Below are 16,811 nucleotides of genomic sequence, written 5' to 3' on the forward strand. Positions count from 1 at the left end.
AGTAATATTATTTATTTGTTATGTGTAAAATCATTTTTTTGTACGGTAAAGATTTTTTAGTGATGCCTGTTTTTAACTTGGCGATCGCACTTTTTTTGCCCTACCTCACAAAATCGCGTTGCTCCCTCCGCGAACTTGGTCTACCTCAGTCCCCTCTGAACGTAGCACTCAAGGACGCTGTTGATTGGTTTGTGTCTAATGGTTACGCGAAGTAGGTGACAGGTGACAGGTGACAGGTGACAGTAAAAAGGAAATTAGGGCATAGAAAATTACTTCCTACTCTCCTACCTTCTGCCTCCTGCCTTCTGCCTCCTGCCTCCAATTACCAAAGAGAGGAGTGTTAATTAAATGGCGATTAATCTACAACAAGCAATAGATATTGGCAAGTATCTAGTAACACAGCGCTTTTTAGGGCGTAAACGTTTCCCTCTGGTATTAATGTTAGAACCGCTTTTTCGATGTAACCTAGCTTGTACAGGTTGTGGAAAAATCCAACATCCCACAGAAGTTCTCAAACAAAACCTAACTCCAGAACAGTGTTTTGCGGCTGTGGAAGAATGTGGCGCACCTGTTGTTTCTATTCCTGGAGGAGAACCGTTATTACATCCCCAAATTGATGAAATTGTTAAAGGTTTAGTTGAACGCAAAAAATATGTTTATCTGTGTACCAATGGTTTGTTATTAGAAAAGAGTCTCCATAAATTTCAACCTTCTCCTTATCTAAGTTTCAGCGTTCACCTCGATGGAATGCGGGAATGGCATGATAAATGTGTGGACAGAAAAGGCGTTTTTGATACTGCTGTACAAGCTATTCGCGCTGCTAAAGCCAAAGGGTTTCGTGTCACTACTAACACGACAATTTTTGAAGGTTGCGATATTCAAGAAATGCAGGAGTTTTTCGATTTTCTAGAAACTCTTGGTACTGATGGAATGATGATTTCTCCTGGTTACGGTTACGCATGGGCCCCAGATCAGGATCATTTTCTGCAAAGAGAACAAACCCGCGCTTTATTCCGAGAAATTCTCACACCTTACACATCTGGAAAGAAGAACTGGAACTTCAATCACAATCCCCTATTTTTAGATTTTCTCATTGGTGAGAAAGACTATGAATGTACTCCTTGGGGTAGTCCTAGTTATAGTGTTTTAGGTTGGCAAAAACCTTGTTATTTGTTGAATGAAGGGTACTATACAAGTTTCAAACAGTTGTTGGATGAAACTGATTGGAGTAAGTACGGACGCGCTAGTGGTAATCCTAAATGTGCTGATTGTATGGTTCATTGTGGTTATGAACCAACCGCAGCTATGGATGCTATGCAACCGCAAAATATAGTCCGTTCTATGGGGACTGTGTTTGGTAGAGGATAGGTGTCTGAATCAGGATTACCAGGATTAATGGATGTACAGGATAAAATAATAGTTGAATCACATTTAATCTTGTTAATATTCAAATCCAGTAAATCCTGATTCTGATTCCTCAAGGAATGATAATACTACGAATATCAAGGTTGGCAATATTTTGAAAATCGCTAGGGTTATGGGTAACAAGTGGTAATTTATGGCAAAGAGCCGTTGCTGCAATCCATCCATCTTGTGAAGCGATTGTAGTTCCTGCTGCCCTTTGCTGGGCGCGTATTGTTCCCCAGATGCGGCAAAGTTCAATATCTATAGGAATCACAAGGTAACTTGTCAGTGTAATTTCTAACTGAGTTAAGCGTCTTTCTCCCCATTTTTTAATAGCCGCCCACTCATACAATTCTGCTACTGTGACAAATGAAATAGCGAGACGGTTTCCTTGAAGGATTGGAGCATAAGCCAATGCACGAGTATCTCCTTTGAACAAATAAGATACAACATTTGTATCTTATAATAAAATACTCATTGTATTGTTCTGTCAGTGCGTCTGCTATCTGCAATAAATTGTTCAAATTGATCAGTTGATTCATCTTCTTTCCAAGAATCAACTGTAAGGGATTGAATATCAGTAATTATAGGAGTTGACTGTTGTTGAAGCAATTTATCTATTGATTGATTTTCCCAGAAAGAAGCCTGTAATGCTTCCAGGTTATCGCTCTGTTGCAAATCAAGTGCGATTACTTGAAGTAACTGAAGTTGGTCATTGATTGGCAAAGAACGTGCTGCATCAATAACTTTCTGTAAGGACTTAGCTGTTAACATTTGTGAGCCTAAGTTTTCTTATTTGATAAAACTATTATACTTGATTTTATGCCAGATGCAGGAGTTATAAGAAGCTATATAAATTATGTCAATAGTACTAACCTGAATGTAAATCACTGATTAGGACGAATAACAGCTAAAGAATATTTGTACAATGGGAGATGAAGATAATGTCATCAAAACTTTATGAAACAGATTTTTATGCTTGGACATTAGAACAAGCAAAATTATTAAAACAAGGTCAACTAAATCAACTTGATATTTTAAATTTAATAGAGGAAATTGAATCTTTGGGTAAGCGAGAAAAGCAAGAATTGAGAAACAGACTGGGGATTTTGATTGGACATCTTCTGAAATGGCAGTATCAAAGCGATAAACGCAGCAATAGTTGGAAAGCCACAATTAGAGAACAACGTCGTCGCATTAAAGAACTTCTTGAAGAAAACCCCAGTCTTAAGTCCTATTTATCGGAAGCAATTGTTTTAGCTTATCAAGATGGTGTAGATTTAGCAATTCAGGAAACTAATTTACCGGATACAACTTTTCCTAATGAAAATCCCTATAGTATTTCTCAAATTCTTGATCCTGCTTTTTTAGTGAATCAAGAAGAATAATAAATCAGAACTTTATTAATTTCGTATTGAAAGAATTTTCTTTAAATGCTATGTACTATGCGATCTCTCACTCATTACTAAAGACACAAAAACTTTTATTCACATACTGCTTTATCTACTAAATCTTCAATAAAAGTATATATTTTATCCTCACTTTCACTAGTATTGTACATTATATAGGGAATATTTAATTTATCCTTTATGTAATCAGCATAATCAATTTCTTGTTCTTGAAAAGAGCGTAACAGAGCTAAATTATATTTAATGCTATCTCTTAAGCTTAAACGAGTATAAATATTTTCAGGTTCGTCAACCAAAATAAGAATAGCACTGGGGCTAATGTCTTCATATGTTGAGTATGGAATTTTAGTAATTTCATTATCCTTGTTTAATAAACAAAAATGACCATCAAGTAAATACCAGTGTTCACTCTTAAAATACTTGTTTATTGCTGTTACTAAAAAATCTTGATTTCCGGCAATATTCTTAACTTGCTTGTTGCGAAGATGTTCCTCAGTCTTTTCTTCAGCAATTAGATTACTTGCTGAAAAATGTTTGATATTATATCTTGATTCTATATTTTTACAAAGCGTTGTTTTACCAACACCATGAATTCCACCAACAAAAATGATTTTACGTTTGCTCATATTGTTATTGTTTGTCTACTTAAAAAAAACAACAAAAATTATCAGTTTTTAATCAACCCAAGGATTTATTGACCATGAAACTTTACAGAATTGGCTATGCAATTATTTTATTTAGCACTGAAATTTAAAGAAAATTAATCGCATCTACCTACTAAAATGCAAATAATCTCAACTGTTCACTTAGTTTACCCTCCTGCATTAACTGATTTCTTCCCTGATTAAGTGCATCTATCCATTCAGGCTGAATATACCAATTATTCCGCCAGTTAATTGTGGCTTGTGGTGGAGTAAAATTAGGGCAAATTTCATATATTTGTTTCAGAGAAATTGAAGGGAAAAGAAAGCTCTGATATATAAAAGTACCATAAGCAAATTCACAGTTTTCAAAATATAGATCATAGAAATCTTTGTCTACTCCTAAAATGTGGTGATATTTACTCCACATTTGAGACACAGGTAAAAATATAGTTTTATCAGCAATAAAACCTCCCTTTATAAGAGAATCAGGTGTGGTTTCGTATAAAAGAACTAGATCACCTAATTCAATGCCAATTGAACGTTTTCGTAACTCAATTTTTTTACTACCGTCAATAATGCGTTCAGCATAAATTCTCTTAATGCTTAATGCTTTAATATATTTAGCCTGCATAAATACCTCCAAGTTCAACAGCTTTTCTATAACGTTCTAAAGGAAGGCTGTGCATTGTTTGTGGCGGTCCGTTGAGAACACCATTACTGAGTAAGTCATTTAAATGAATGACTTGACGGAGTGGCATAAGGAAATCAAACTCAACAGCCTGTTGTACTTTTTCTTCACTACCAATTTCTTCCAAGGTGAGAACCCCCCTATTACTTAAATCATTATAGAGTTTATTGGGCGTTCCAATATAGCGATTAACAATTCTTGCGATCGCTACAATACCAGATATCGGACTACTAGCATAGAACAATATTAATCCTCCTCTCATGTCAAACTTCTTGTGTACACATCTACCATAATAGACTGTCTTCCCCTTTTGAAATATCTGAATCAAAAATTGAGGCTCAATTGGTATAATATAAGCTGTTTGTGGGGTGTAAACTGACTCGGCTGGATAAGTAAGATTTAGCCAAGAATGCAGAGAGAATTGATAAATGAGACTATTATTAACAGCACTTAACTGAATGTTTCCATCTTTCAATTCAATTTGTGAAATTTCTTCTCTGCCTTTAGGCTGATAAAATGTTGATGTTATAGATGGAAATAGAATTTTTGCTTTATTTATTGTGTCTAAATTATTCTGATCAGATTCATAAAAAAATAGTTTCGTTAAAAACCATTCTGGTAAATGTTTTTCACGTTCATATATTTCTCTTCCTATACCTTCTACCCAGAAGCCGTAACGTTCAAAAAAGGGAACAAGTTCAATTTTAGCTGTGGTAACAAAAACTCGTCTAATTAGTTCCGCTTTCCATTGCTCAAAACAAGTTAAAATTAAGTTTCTGCCAATACCACTACGTCTATAATCCTCAGTCACAAAAAGAGTTGAAAGTTTAGCTATTCCATTTACTTTAGGCTTCCAAATAGCAACTCCAATAGCTTGTTTATCTCTATAAGCTACGTTAAAAACACTGTCTGAGCTTTTCATGGTTTTATCGAACCATTGAGGAAAACCAGGATAAAGTGGAGATAATTCATCATTGAGAATTTTGATTAAATCACTTTCATTTCTAAACTCTTTTCCACTCAGTTTTTTAACACCAAATGCAGAAATAATAGAATCAAAAGAATCACCTTTAATATCTGTTCTTCCTCCACCAAATTCGGAGAAATCATCAATGATGATTGAACGATAAAGTATATCGAGGAAATTCTGCAATTCCTTTTGATTGGGAAATTTAAACCATTCTATTCCAGGTGCTTCAGAAATGTGATATCCCTTATTTTTTAACTGTGAATGAATTGTTGTTTCTATCCATTCGCCTGGAACTGTGACTGCACCCAATAATTTAGGTTCTTCTGGATGTGAAGTTTTAACTTGCGAACGTATGCGTTGCCATGCTAATTCTGTAGGATCAGTATCAATACTTCCAGAAGTTCTGCCAATTTTAACTCGTGGCTGTTCCCGCAGATACGAAGGAAATGAATAAATGTAAAGGACTATCTGAATCTCCATAGCTTAGACCTAGAAAATATTACCTATTATACAGCTAATAAATTCTCTCATAAAACCTCTAACCTTTTCACCCTTCACCTAAATTCATCATCATCTCGTAAGTTGCCACATTAAATCCATTAGCTTCAAATAACTTCTTGGCAAATTCGTTTTGTGCTGCGACTTGAAGTATCAATATTTGTGAACCTAACTTCTTTGCTGCATCTATTGAAGCATTTAACAGCAATTTTCCTGCTCCCATTCCCCGCACCGATTCATCAATATATATGTCATGAAGCCATGCTGATGCTGGTGCAATATCAACCAAACTGATTTCTTCTAACCTTGTAAATGAGTACCCAACAATTTCATTTTCTGCTTCCACAACTAACACAACTGCTTTTGGGTTAACAATCTCTTCAGCAAAAAAATCAAAAAGCTGTTTTTCATGATTGTCAAATTCAACAAACCTTAAAGGATTGAAATTGTGATGTTGATGAACAAGTTTGAGGGCGTACTTCAGCACACCTTGATGATCATTTATGGTTGCTTGTCTAATTATCATTTCTGCCAAGTTCGACTATTTGCTTGTTGACTAAATTGTCCTTTCGGAAAAAGTCGCTGTTCTAATTCTTCATAACTGCCTTCAAAATCACATTTTCCATACAGTGGACATTGACGACAATAAACGCCTTTGGTATAACGTTCTAAATTCTCGCGGTTGAAGAAATAGGGTTTGTGACTAAAAGTACTTGCTACCCACTGCCATGACATATTATTACTGGCTGGATCACCATCAAGCAAGTGCTGTAAAAACCATTTTGCGCCAGCTTGCCATTGAATACGTCGCCAATGGACAATATAAGCGGCTAACCACATTCTGATGTGATTGTGCAGGTAGCCAGTTTCCTGTAACTCTCGGCTAAAGCTGTCAATGCAAACGCTACCAGTAGTTCCTGTTGTAATATCTTGGGGTAAGGCTGCTGCATAGTCTGCTAATTTATAGCCAGTTTTATATTCTTCTTGATTTTGCCAAATACCGTTTCCTAGTTTGATGTATAACCTTTGCCAATAATCACGCCAAGCTAATTCGGTAATTAGTTTAGTTGCTTCATCGGAATTCTGGACTTTATCAAGAATATAATCCCGAATTTCTCGCAAACTCAAAACGCCATAACGAATATAAGGTGATAGTCTTGTGACTGCACCCGTTAAAAAATTACGTGTCTTTGCGTATGATACTGGGTCTATTTTATATAATATTTGTTTGGCAGCTTTCCGTCCCCCCACAGTCATGCTGATGTGATCATCTCGTTCTGCGGCTTGGGGAAATTGTTCGCGCAGATACGCTACTAATTCTTCGCGACTGGTAAAATCACGTAACATAAATTTATTGGTTTAGACTTAATTGTAGTGCCAATCTCGACTAGCAAGCGTTTAGATGGTAATACCCATTTTAAACATGATTGCGTCAAATGGAACGTCCCTAGCGTTTACAATCTAAAATCTAAAATCTAAAATCTAATCAAAAATTTCAATCCTGATTTTTGCAATTTATCTAAATCCCATCATGACCAACATTCCCCAAACTGGACAACCAGCACCCGACTTCACCACTCCAGATCAAAACGACAAACCAGTTAACCTTGCTGACTTCAGTGAATGGATAGTCCTTTATTTCTACCCCAAAGACGACACTCCAGGATGCACCACAGAAGCAAAAGATTTCACCGATTTATCTCCACAATTCACTGCACTGGGAGCTAAAATCATCGGTGTCAGTCCAGATTCGGGTAAAGCACATTGCAAATTTATCGACAAACATCAATTATCAATTACCCTATTAAGTGACCCAGAACATCAATTAATAGAAGCCTATGGTGCGTGGAGATTAAAGAAGTTTATGGGTAAAGAATATATGGGTGTGGCTCGGTCAACTTTTTTGATTTCACCTGATAAAACCATCGCCTATGCTTGGCCAAATGTCAAAACTAAAGGTCATGCTCAAGCAGTGTTCACAAAATTGCAGGAATTAGCAGCCGTTTAAGAGGATGTTTGTTAAGTATCAGGTTTGAGGTTTTGATACATCAATGATCACTTTGAAAACATCCTCTCAATTAACTCAACTGCGATCGCCTAGCCTCAAAGCCTAAATCACCACTTCTTCCTGCTGACAATCAAAGACAAGCTCAAAAGAAGCATTCGGTGTCAGCTGGCGTAAGTGCTGCATATAACCATCAGCGTTGGAACGGCTGCGGAATCGCCCTACAATCACCCGTTCCTGATTTGCAACCACACGAGCGATCGCCCAACCATTCAGGCGATTTCTGTAAGCAAGTGCTTGATTTTCTGACTTTGTATCTTTGTAATCAGTATTTTGTGGCATGATTATATTAACCGTATGAAATTCAGTGAACAGCGTTAGTGTGTCTCTTAGGGGGGATACACTAGCGCCTTTAATTGATGATGCCACCTTGTTATTACATAATTTTTGAATTGTCAACACTTAGTGTGACAAAATAGCTTCTACTCAGCAGCAAAACTGAGGTGAATAGAGTTTACGCAGTTTTCAAGATACACAAACCAAGTCCTATGTACTAATCTAAGTTACTAATACCGCCCGGAATTAAAAATTAAAAATTAAAAATTAAAAAAAGCTTTTGACGTAAGTGTTAGGTTTATTTTGTAACTTGCTTCCCCGTAAGGGTATGGTAGCTTTATTTATGCCGGGATGTACTAGTTAACTAGTTGAGGCTGGTAATTTGTAATTGATAAAATTATTACTTGTTGCCTTTTCCCAGTTACGAGTCACCAAAAGAGCAACTTACGTTAGTACAATATTACCCCAGAAATGTTGAATGTGATTATTAGTTTTTTACTCAGCACTGTTTTGGTAAAATGATTGCGTACTTAGAATATTGGTAAATAAAAATGCCATTAATCACATCAATACTGCAAAAAGTAGCATCTCAAATAGGGGCAGTAATCTTAGTAGAACCAGAATATGAATTAGTCGGACATATTACCTTTAAAAATGGTAAAAAATCTTGTTTTAGTAGTACTAAATTAAATATTAATGGCTTTGGTTCAGCATATCTAGCTAAAGATAAAGCTTACTCCAACTTTTTTCTCAATAAATTTGGATATAAAGTTCCAGAGGGAAAAACCTTTTTTAATGCTCAAATATGTAAGAAAATATCTAACCCCAGAAATATTGATGATGGATTTAATTATGCAAAAGAACTGGGATTTCCACTAATTGTCAAACCGCTAAATCTCAGTCAGGGAATATTAGTAGCTAAAGTTTACAATCAGACAGAATACTATGAAGTTGCCGAAAAAATATTGCAGATCAACTCAGGATTAATTGTTGAGAAGTTCTATAGTGGTAACGATTATAGAATCGTAGTCTTGGATAACGAAGTTATAGCAGCTTATCAAAGGATTCCTTTATTTATAACTGGAGACGGCAAATCAAATATTTTAGAACTCATGCAGCAGAAGCAAGAGCAGTTTATAAAAAATGGCAGAAAAACAATTATTCACTGTGATGATTTCCGAATTGATAAAAAACTACAAAAGCAGAATCTAAGTTTCAGTAGAGTTATTCCTAAAGATACTATTGTTTATCTTCTAGATAATGCGAATTTATCAAGTGGAGGTGAAGCCATAGATTTAACTGAAAGCATCCATCCTGACTTTCAAAAATTAGCCGTCAATATTACAAAAGATATAGGACTGAGATTAGCAGGTGTAGATGTAATTACCAGCGACATTACAAAGCCGATGGTAGATTATACCCTGCTGGAAGTGAATGGCTCTCCTAGCTTATCTCACTATGCTGCCAGTGGTGAAATCCAAACTAAGAGAGTAGAAGATTTATATTTGAGAGTTCTCAAAGCCTTAGAAAGCGAAACTATTATCGAGTAGTACTGATAAGCTGTCCCACCTGCAAATTGCTCATGATTTTGGTCAGCGCAGCCATTAATTTTAGGAATTTTTAGGCAAAACTTGCAAATGCTCTGTTGTCTCAATGTGCAGACAATAAATAACAACAGCTGATCAGGCAAAATGTGAGATTACCAATTTTTACCTAGTAGTGATTCAAATTCAGCTTGCAAAGCTTGTATTTCTGCCACTCTTGCTACTACTAAATTATCTCTACCGGCATCTTGTAACCTGGATTTCCAATATTGAATACTCTCCGAGTTGTTCAACCAAAATTGAATTACCGTATCGACAACTGGATCTAGATTCCAATTTAACTTTGGTAAAACAGATTCCACAGATTCTAGAAACCCATCGAGTGTACAAGTATGGGTTCCCAGATATTCCACACCAGGCGACTGAGGTTTTTGCCAACTCTGCTGTTGGTGATTAAAAAAGTATAAAACTGGAGATACTCCTACAATATCGAAACTAAATTTCATTCCAGTCCTCCCAATCTATTTAATCAATTCCAAATAAACCTGATGTTTTGGCAAATTATGGTCGAAAAAATAGTCAACTCCAGCTAGAAAAAGTAGAATGTTTGCCTAGTCCATAGGTTTAAAAATTTAGTCGAAAATTAGCACTTGTTAGCCGAGAGTGCTAATTTTTATTCAATTGTTTAATGTCTTATTAAAGAGTTTCCAGCATTAATTAAGGAATACAGATTATTTTTAATAACTTCTTAATTATTGCTGCCACTAAATAGGTGGGTGTAAATAATTATCGTTGTGACAAAGCAGGGGAGCCAGGAGAAAAGGGTTTTAGCCTTATTTACTTTTATCGAACAGAATTCATTCTGTTAGCGGTAGCTCGGCATTGAGCAGCGTTCTGACTCCTGACTCCTGAATTCTGTTTGATTAAACAAAATTAAATTCCTTCCTGACGCGAACAATCAAACAGATGTAAACCCAACCTTTGAGACAGTTGCTCACACACCTTCACCCCGCGCACACTGTTACCCCGAACATCTAACAAAGGTGAAAACACTCCAATCCCCATTTTGTTAGGAACAACGGCGATAATTCCCCCACAAACGCCGCTTTTTGCCGGAATTCCCACATTGTAAGCCCATTCACCCGCAAAGTTATACATCCCGCAGGTGTACATCACGCTCAATATATCTTTGATATAACGGTTATCTACCGCTTTTTCCTTAGTAACTGGGTTAATACCTTTATTGGCGAGGGTGGCTGCCATCACTGCCAAGTCTCGACAATTAACCATGACAGAACATTGTTGAAAATATAAATCCAAGGCTTCCTCAATATTTTGGTCAATCATGCCAAAATTTAGCATCAGGTGTGCTGTAGCGCGGTTGCGATGTCCCGTACTGCGTTCTGAGGTAAACACAGAAATATCCACAAATACATCCCGCCCAATATAGCGCCGATACATATCTAGCAATCGATTTAGGCGTTCAGTTGGACCAGAACCCTTGATTAAGCTGGTGGTAGCTATAGCCCCGGCGTTCACCATGGGATTATAAGGTCGCTTTGATTGCTCATCCAGGATAATTGCATTAAATGCTTCTCCTGTCGGTTCCACCCCCACCCTAGTCAAAATATAATCCCGTCCATGATCTTCTAGCGCCTGTCCATACACAAACACCTTAGAAATAGACTGAATAGTAAATAGTTGTTGATAATCACCGACTTCATAAATTTGGCCATCAACAGTAGCAATGCAGATACTAAATAAGTTGGGGTTGACTTTTGCCAGTTCGGGAATGTAGTTAGCTACCACACCTTCTTGCAGAGATTTGTACTGGGAATGCAAATCTTGGAGAACTTCTGGAAATGGTGATGGAACTATTTCTAAATCTTCTGGGTTTCCCATGAGGCTAATAGCTGTTTATTAAGCATTAAATCGGATTTACTAGTTTGGGTATGTAAGACTTGGAGTGATTTTTGCTACAGTTTAAACTCATTTCGACAAGCTCACCCCTCCTTTTTTCATTGTCTCATTATTACTTTTTTTTGGATGAGAAAAATACTTACTGGAGTAGTAACTGATTTTTCTACGTATATTTTTTTGAATAACTTTCTCTAATTTATACTGGTTTTTGGGAAGTTATTTAAGTGTATAGAACTAATTTTTTAGTATCATATATATCTTTATTTTGGCTAATTTTTAATCTGTCTAATAGGTAATTATTAGTTTTTTAGACCTGCTAAATCATACTTTTGCCTAATTTTCAGCAAATAAACTATGTAAGTATTTAGCATGATTTTTTTAATTTAAAGACAGGAATATTGACAAAAATAAAATTTCATATTCGGTTAAATATGTTACAAAAATAGCAATAAGGGCTATCAACAAATTCAAGATCCTACTTGCTTCATTGAGGAACAACCTAATATTAACTTTTCATAAGAAATTATTGACGATCAGAAAAAAAAGGTTACACAGCCAAAATCCGCAGTTGAACAAGGTTCTGCCCTAGAAACCAGAATTTAAATTTGGCTAAATGACTAAAACCTACGCTAAATCCCTGATCCCCAAGCCAAAAGGTTCATGTTAATGTGTTGCAGTTATAAACAAAAAGTGAAATCGGAACGAGTTCGAGTTTTAGGGAGTATCACTATCACTGGTGAAAAACCAACGAAATTATAAGACTTAAGTTCTACAGTCGCTTTAAAATCGGACGCATGAATCAAAGACATTTGTGGACTATTGTCGCCCTGTTTCTGGCTGTTTTGGGTGTACCCTCAGTCGGTCGTACTCAAACCATCAAGGGAACCTCTCCAGCGAACCAAGCATTACCGACAGGTGATGCAGTGAAAGTAGGAGAGTACCAATCCTCTACCCAGAAATCCGCTTCTAATACTGTGAATGCAGAAATTCATCCTCACAGCATTGGAGGCCGTCAGGCGGCAACCCTTTACATCAAGAATATTCCCGTTCTCACCTTTTTGAGTTCTGCTCCAGTTGCTAGTACGGAAACAAAAATCGGCACAATTGGAAATAGTGAGGGACTAAAATATTCTGAATATTCTGCCCTTGTCTCTACTAACTCAAAAAAGGTCGCTAGTTTTGGGAATGCGATAGATGTGAGCAACCAAATTAGCTCCATTGACAATGACCCGGTAAAAAGAGCTAGTGTAGTAGCTTCTAGAATCAACCAACTGATTCAGGAGAACGTGGACGCGAGTCAAATTACCGTAAGTTGGAAAGCAGAAAACCAATCTCCAGTCAATAATAAAGCCCAAAACAAAGGCGGCTCTGTTCAACAGGCAGATCGTTACTCGATCAAAGTAAATGATCAAGAATTGGTAGAAATTAATCAAGGTATCCAATTAGCAGACAGCACCAAGAATCTAGCTAAAGATGCTTTACAAGCGACCAATCGCCTACGCAGACTCATAGGCAATGCATCTCCCATCAATGAGATTGCTAACTTACCAGTAACGCCTGTATCTCTACAAAAGCTACCACAACAGATTGCCATTGGTGGATTAAAAATCAACTTTAAGGGCATAGCTTCTTGGTACGGCTATGATTGGTCTGGTAATAAAACTGCCAGTGGGGAAAGATTTAATCCCGAAGCATTCACAGCTGCCCATCGCAGTTTACCCATGGGTACAAAAGTTCGTGTTACTAACACCCGCAATGGTCGCTCTGTGGTTGTGCGAATTAATGACCGGGGTCCATACATCGGTGGTCGAATTATTGACCTTTCTGCCGGTGCTGCTCGAATTTTAGGCATGATGAGCAGTGGCATTGCTCCAGTGCATATTGAGGTTCTGGGAAGATAACCAACTTCCTACACTCTACTCTTTTCTCGCTCTTCACTATTGCTTAATTCCCCTAGTTCATTCATCCCTGACTCCGTTTTCAGATATAAACTAACGGGGGAGAGGATCGAGAATAACTAGGGGTATTTTGTGCGCTTGCTGACAACAGTTGCAGCTTTACGCTGCTATTTAAATCAACGTCGCTGCCTAGCGGCACGGCTTGGGTCTACAGAAAGCAATCTCATGCTTTCTGAGGAGCGATTATTTGATGATCAGACTACTTGGGATCAGACAGAAGTCGGGTTGGTGCCAACGATGGGAGGGCTGCATCAAGGTCATCTCAGCCTCATTGAACGAGCGCGACAAGAAAATTCTACGGTGATTGTGAGTATTTTTGTCAATCCCCTGCAATTTGGACCCAATGAGGATTTTCAACGCTATCCCCGAACTTTGGAGCTAGACCGACAACTTTGTGAACAAGCTGGAGTAGATGTGATTTTTGCGCCTACTCCGGAAGAAATTGGAGTACCGCAGAATAGTATACAGGAATCTCAGGTTACACAAGTGATCCCTCCATCTGCTATGATATCAGGCTTGTGTAGTCTTTCTCGGCCAGGACACTTTCAAGGTGTGGCGACGATTGTCACCAAGCTTTTCAACTTGGTACAACCTGACCGAGCCTACTTCGGTCAAAAAGATGGTCAGCAACTGGCAATTATTAAACGGCTAGTGGCTGATTTAAATTTGCCGGTGGAGATTGTTGCTTGTCCAACGGTGCGGGAAGCGTCAGGCTTGGCCTTGAGTTCTCGCAATCAATATTTGACTGCAACGGAAAAAGAGCAAGCTACAGTGTTATTTAAAGGTTTGCGGCAAGCTGAAGCGGCATTTGGTGCTGGCGTTCGTAACAGCAGCGAACTGATAGCATTGGTGCGGCAAGAAATAGCAAAAGTCAGCACTATCTTTGTGGAATATATTGAATTGGTTGAACCGAGTACGTTGATGTTTTTAGAAAAAGTTGAGGAAGAAGGAATGCTGGCGATCGCAGCACGTCTAGGTTCTACACGGTTGATCGACAATACTATTTTGTGCGATGTCTACGATGGGCTACGCCAACGCCAAGCGATCATCGCCATTGATGGCCCTGCTGGTGCTGGTAAATCTACAGTGGCTCGCCAAGTAGCAAACCAGCTAGGTCTAGTGTATTTAGATACGGGAGCTATGTACCGAGCTATCACTTGGCTAGTGCTGAAAAATGGCATTGTTTTAGATGATGAATGTGCGATCGCAGAAGATGCTCGTTGCGCTATCGCTGAATTAGCTCATCAGTGTAAAATTGAACTGACTCCTAGCCCTAACCTCCAATCTCCCGTAGGTGTATGGATTAATGATACTGATGTTACTCAAGAAATTCGCACAATTGAGGTAACATCAAAAGTATCTGCGATCGCAGCCCAAAGTGAAGTGCGAAAAGCACTGGTAAAACAACAGCAAAGCTGGGGTAAACGCGGTGGCTTAGTGGCTGAAGGCCGGGACATTGGTACTCATGTGTTCCCCGATGCTGAAGTGAAAATCTTCTTAACCGCTTCTGTTGGTGAACGCGCCCGTCGCCGTCTGCAAGACTTTAGAAAACAAGGTCAACCCGAAGTTACTTTAGAGCAGCTGGAACAGGATATTGCTGAACGAGACTTGAAAGATAGCACTCGCAAGGTTTCCCCCTTGAAAAAAGCAGCTGATGCAGTGGAAGTTCAAACTGATGGTTTAAACGCCTCTGAAGTGGCTGCACAAATTGTTGACTACTATCAAAAGCGTTTACTCCCTTCCCACCAGAAGAATAACGATTAAATGTAGACGCACAGAAAAGGGGAAACGGGGACACGGGGACAGAAATTCGACTCCGATTGTAACCCCGCCCAATTTCAAGTGTCTGAATCTTCGATTTAGGTTTTGCTGATAGCGTAGCTTGGCGTAAGCCATAAAAGTTGTTCATTTTGTGGAGTTCTCTTAAAGTCAATTATTGTACGGCAGAATTCAGGAGTCAGGAGACGCTTCGCAGACCTCCGGTTCAGGAGACGCTTCGCAGACCTCCGGTTCAGGAGTAAAACTGGCTTGGTGTTTAGGTTTCAATTTTTATTCTGTACCTCATTGATCTGCAATCTGCTGTAAAAACAACATATTAAATAATTCGTAATTCGTAATAATGCCGACCGCAGGCTACCGCCAACGTAATTCGTAATAGAGCCTACGGTCCCGCTAGGGATACGTAATTAAGTTTGGTGACGCGGATTTAGACCCCGACCCAAAACTTGCCGGTTATTGAACCGGGGAATTTAAACCCAAGGTACTCGGTTAAAAATATTAGAAGTAGGGTTTATTCATCTATCCATAGGTAGATTTATAAATGTTTCATTAGCAATAAAAACTCAAGTCCATTTGAATAGACGACTCTTTTAATTAACCATTATCTAGAGAGATTGACAGGGTAGATAATTGCTTTATCCAGGGATAATATTTCTATGAAAAAAGAATGGGAACCCAAGGCAGAAAGACGCACAAAGGCGGTGATTGATGTGTAGGATGAATGTATGAAATCGGTATGAGACATATTTTCTATAAATTGCTCATTGAACTTTGGCGATGAAGTATTAGCCATTTTTATTCATAGTTCAAAATCCATAGAGATTTGACTTATTGGAAAACTACCTGGTCTGAATGTTCACTTTGGTAGTAAAATAAAATTGTTAAGTTTTATGTCCCCGAATTAAGGATATAAAACAGCTAAACACAAAACCTATAATTTTCTAAGCTTTTGCAATAGCTTTCCCCGGAAAACCGATCAAGAGAGGATTTCACAAAATGGCATTTACACAAGCTCCCCTACCCTTCGACTTTAATGCACTAGAGCCATATGGCATGAAAGGTGAAACTTTCGAGTATCACTATGGCAAGCATCACAAAGCTTATGCAGACAACCTGAATAAGCTCACTGACGGGACAGAACTTGCTGATAAGTCCCTGGAAGAGGTAATTCAAATCTCCTTCAAAGACTCCTCTAAAGTTGGCATTTTTAACAACGCCGCACAAGTTTGGAACCACACCTTTTTCTGGAATTCTTTGAAACCCGCAGGTGGCGGCGCACCGACAGGCGCATTAGCTGCTAAGATTGACCAAGATTTTGGTAGCTTTGACAAATTCAAAGAAGAATTTTCTAACGCGGCTGCAACTCAGTTTGGTAGTGGCTGGGCTTGGTTGATTGATGATGGTGGTACACTTAAGGTAATCAAAACCCCAAACGCAGAAAACCCTTTAGCACATGGCAAAAAGGCACTTCTCACTTTAGATGTTTGGGAACACGCTTACTACATTGATTACAGAAATGCTCGTCCTGCATTCATCAAGAATTTCTTAGATCAATTGGTTAATTGGGAATTTGCTGCTGCAAATTTTGCTGCTTAATCAACTGCAAACGATAATTAGTTAATTTGCAAGAATTCAGCAGTCATGAGTATGATCGTG

The 16,811-nt window shown here is 38.1% G+C and carries 18 protein-coding genes and 1 pseudogene; 8 read left to right on the forward strand and 11 right to left on the reverse strand.

The window, feature by feature from the left end:
* Positions 1 to 20: 20 nt before the first annotated feature.
* Positions 21 to 215 carry a hypothetical protein gene (locus H6G59_RS15575; RefSeq protein WP_190716225.1) on the forward strand — a complete coding sequence of 65 codons (195 nt, stop codon included), beginning with the start codon at positions 21 to 23 and terminating at the stop codon, positions 213 to 215.
* A 133-nt stretch (positions 216 to 348) separates the two neighbouring features.
* A complete protein-coding gene (gene hpnH, locus H6G59_RS15580; protein WP_190715923.1) occupies positions 349 to 1,368 on the forward strand; it encodes an adenosyl-hopene transferase HpnH in 1,020 nt (339 codons plus the stop codon).
* 109 nt (positions 1,369 to 1,477) lie between these two features.
* Here the strand turns inward: hpnH and H6G59_RS15585 are convergent.
* A pseudogene (locus H6G59_RS15585) lies at positions 1,478 to 1,852 on the reverse strand (PIN domain-containing protein); the annotation flags it as partial.
* A gap of 26 nt (positions 1,853 to 1,878) precedes the next feature.
* Positions 1,879 to 2,178: a hypothetical protein gene (locus tag H6G59_RS15590; RefSeq protein WP_190715925.1), complete on the reverse strand. Its 300-nt coding sequence runs from the start codon at positions 2,176 to 2,178 to the stop codon at positions 1,879 to 1,881.
* 170 nt (positions 2,179 to 2,348) lie between these two features.
* Here H6G59_RS15590 and H6G59_RS15595 point away from each other — a divergent pair, with 170 nt between their 5' ends.
* The gene (locus tag H6G59_RS15595) at positions 2,349 to 2,792 is read left to right on the forward strand and encodes a DUF29 domain-containing protein (protein ID WP_190715927.1); all 444 of its coding nucleotides are present in this window, start codon (positions 2,349 to 2,351) and stop codon (positions 2,790 to 2,792) included.
* A 95-nt stretch (positions 2,793 to 2,887) separates the two neighbouring features.
* Here H6G59_RS15595 and H6G59_RS15600 read toward each other — a convergent pair whose 3' ends face one another.
* The 5 genes from H6G59_RS15600 to H6G59_RS15620 form a co-directional block, all read right to left on the reverse strand.
* Positions 2,888 to 3,439 carry an ATP-binding protein gene (locus tag H6G59_RS15600; RefSeq protein ID WP_190715929.1) on the reverse strand — a complete coding sequence of 184 codons (552 nt, stop codon included), beginning with the start codon at positions 3,437 to 3,439 and terminating at the stop codon, positions 2,888 to 2,890.
* 151 nt (positions 3,440 to 3,590) lie between these two features.
* Positions 3,591 to 4,088, reverse strand: a complete 498-nt coding sequence (locus H6G59_RS15605) for a DUF3850 domain-containing protein (protein ID WP_190715931.1) — start codon at positions 4,086 to 4,088, stop codon at positions 3,591 to 3,593.
* A complete protein-coding gene (locus H6G59_RS15610; protein ID WP_190715934.1) occupies positions 4,078 to 5,595 on the reverse strand; it encodes a GNAT family N-acetyltransferase in 1,518 nt (505 codons plus the stop codon). Before H6G59_RS15610 ends, H6G59_RS15605 begins: the two co-directional genes overlap by 11 nt.
* A gap of 67 nt (positions 5,596 to 5,662) precedes the next feature.
* Positions 5,663 to 6,139: a GNAT family N-acetyltransferase gene (locus H6G59_RS15615; RefSeq protein WP_190715936.1), complete on the reverse strand. Its 477-nt coding sequence runs from the start codon at positions 6,137 to 6,139 to the stop codon at positions 5,663 to 5,665.
* Positions 6,136 to 6,960 (reverse strand): FAD-binding domain-containing protein, encoded by an 825-nt coding sequence (locus H6G59_RS15620; RefSeq protein WP_190715938.1) that lies wholly within the window; start codon positions 6,958 to 6,960, stop codon positions 6,136 to 6,138. The genes H6G59_RS15615 and H6G59_RS15620 overlap by 4 nt, the downstream gene beginning before the upstream one ends.
* A 184-nt stretch (positions 6,961 to 7,144) precedes the next feature.
* Here H6G59_RS15620 and bcp point away from each other — a divergent pair, with 184 nt between their 5' ends.
* On the forward strand, positions 7,145 to 7,621 hold the full coding sequence (bcp, locus tag H6G59_RS15625; protein ID WP_190715940.1) for a thioredoxin-dependent thiol peroxidase: 477 nt from the start codon (positions 7,145 to 7,147) through the stop codon (positions 7,619 to 7,621).
* Between the two features lie 102 nt (positions 7,622 to 7,723).
* Here bcp and H6G59_RS15630 read toward each other — a convergent pair whose 3' ends face one another.
* On the reverse strand, positions 7,724 to 7,960 hold the full coding sequence (locus tag H6G59_RS15630; protein ID WP_190715942.1) for an SPOR domain-containing protein: 237 nt from the start codon (positions 7,958 to 7,960) through the stop codon (positions 7,724 to 7,726).
* 545 nt (positions 7,961 to 8,505) lie between these two features.
* Here H6G59_RS15630 and H6G59_RS15635 point away from each other — a divergent pair.
* Positions 8,506 to 9,504 (forward strand): cyanophycin synthetase, encoded by a 999-nt coding sequence (locus H6G59_RS15635; protein WP_190715944.1) that lies wholly within the window; start codon positions 8,506 to 8,508, stop codon positions 9,502 to 9,504.
* Positions 9,505 to 9,653: 149 nt separating this feature from the next.
* On the opposite strand, the gene H6G59_RS15640 is transcribed toward H6G59_RS15635, so the two are convergent.
* Together H6G59_RS15640 and glsA are read right to left on the reverse strand one after the other, a co-directional pair.
* Positions 9,654 to 10,004 carry a hypothetical protein gene (locus H6G59_RS15640; protein ID WP_190715946.1) on the reverse strand — a complete coding sequence of 117 codons (351 nt, stop codon included), beginning with the start codon at positions 10,002 to 10,004 and terminating at the stop codon, positions 9,654 to 9,656.
* A 427-nt stretch (positions 10,005 to 10,431) separates the two neighbouring features.
* The gene (glsA, locus tag H6G59_RS15645; RefSeq protein ID WP_190715948.1) at positions 10,432 to 11,400 is read right to left on the reverse strand and encodes a glutaminase A; all 969 of its coding nucleotides are present in this window, start codon (positions 11,398 to 11,400) and stop codon (positions 10,432 to 10,434) included.
* 812 nt (positions 11,401 to 12,212) lie between these two features.
* Between glsA and H6G59_RS15650 the strand changes: the two genes are divergently transcribed.
* Positions 12,213 to 13,319 (forward strand): septal ring lytic transglycosylase RlpA family protein, encoded by a 1,107-nt coding sequence (locus H6G59_RS15650; RefSeq protein ID WP_190715950.1) that lies wholly within the window; start codon positions 12,213 to 12,215, stop codon positions 13,317 to 13,319.
* A gap of 129 nt (positions 13,320 to 13,448) precedes the next feature.
* Positions 13,449 to 15,140: a bifunctional pantoate--beta-alanine ligase/(d)CMP kinase gene (locus tag H6G59_RS15655; RefSeq protein ID WP_190715952.1), complete on the forward strand. Its 1,692-nt coding sequence runs from the start codon at positions 13,449 to 13,451 to the stop codon at positions 15,138 to 15,140.
* Positions 15,141 to 15,756: 616 nt separating this feature from the next.
* On the opposite strand, the gene H6G59_RS15660 is transcribed toward H6G59_RS15655, so the two are convergent.
* Complete coding sequence (locus H6G59_RS15660) at positions 15,757 to 15,948, reverse strand: hypothetical protein (RefSeq protein ID WP_190715953.1); 192 nt, start codon at positions 15,946 to 15,948, stop codon at positions 15,757 to 15,759.
* Between the two features lie 203 nt (positions 15,949 to 16,151).
* On the opposite strand from H6G59_RS15660, the gene sodB reads away from it, so the two are divergent.
* A complete protein-coding gene (gene sodB / locus H6G59_RS15665; protein ID WP_071191799.1) occupies positions 16,152 to 16,751 on the forward strand; it encodes a superoxide dismutase [Fe] in 600 nt (199 codons plus the stop codon).
* The last annotated feature ends 60 nt before the right edge of the window (positions 16,752 to 16,811 follow it).

The sequence above is a fragment of the Anabaena lutea FACHB-196 genome (genome assembly GCF_014698305.1).
Lineage (GTDB): Bacteria > Cyanobacteriota > Cyanobacteriia > Cyanobacteriales > Nostocaceae > Anabaena > Anabaena lutea.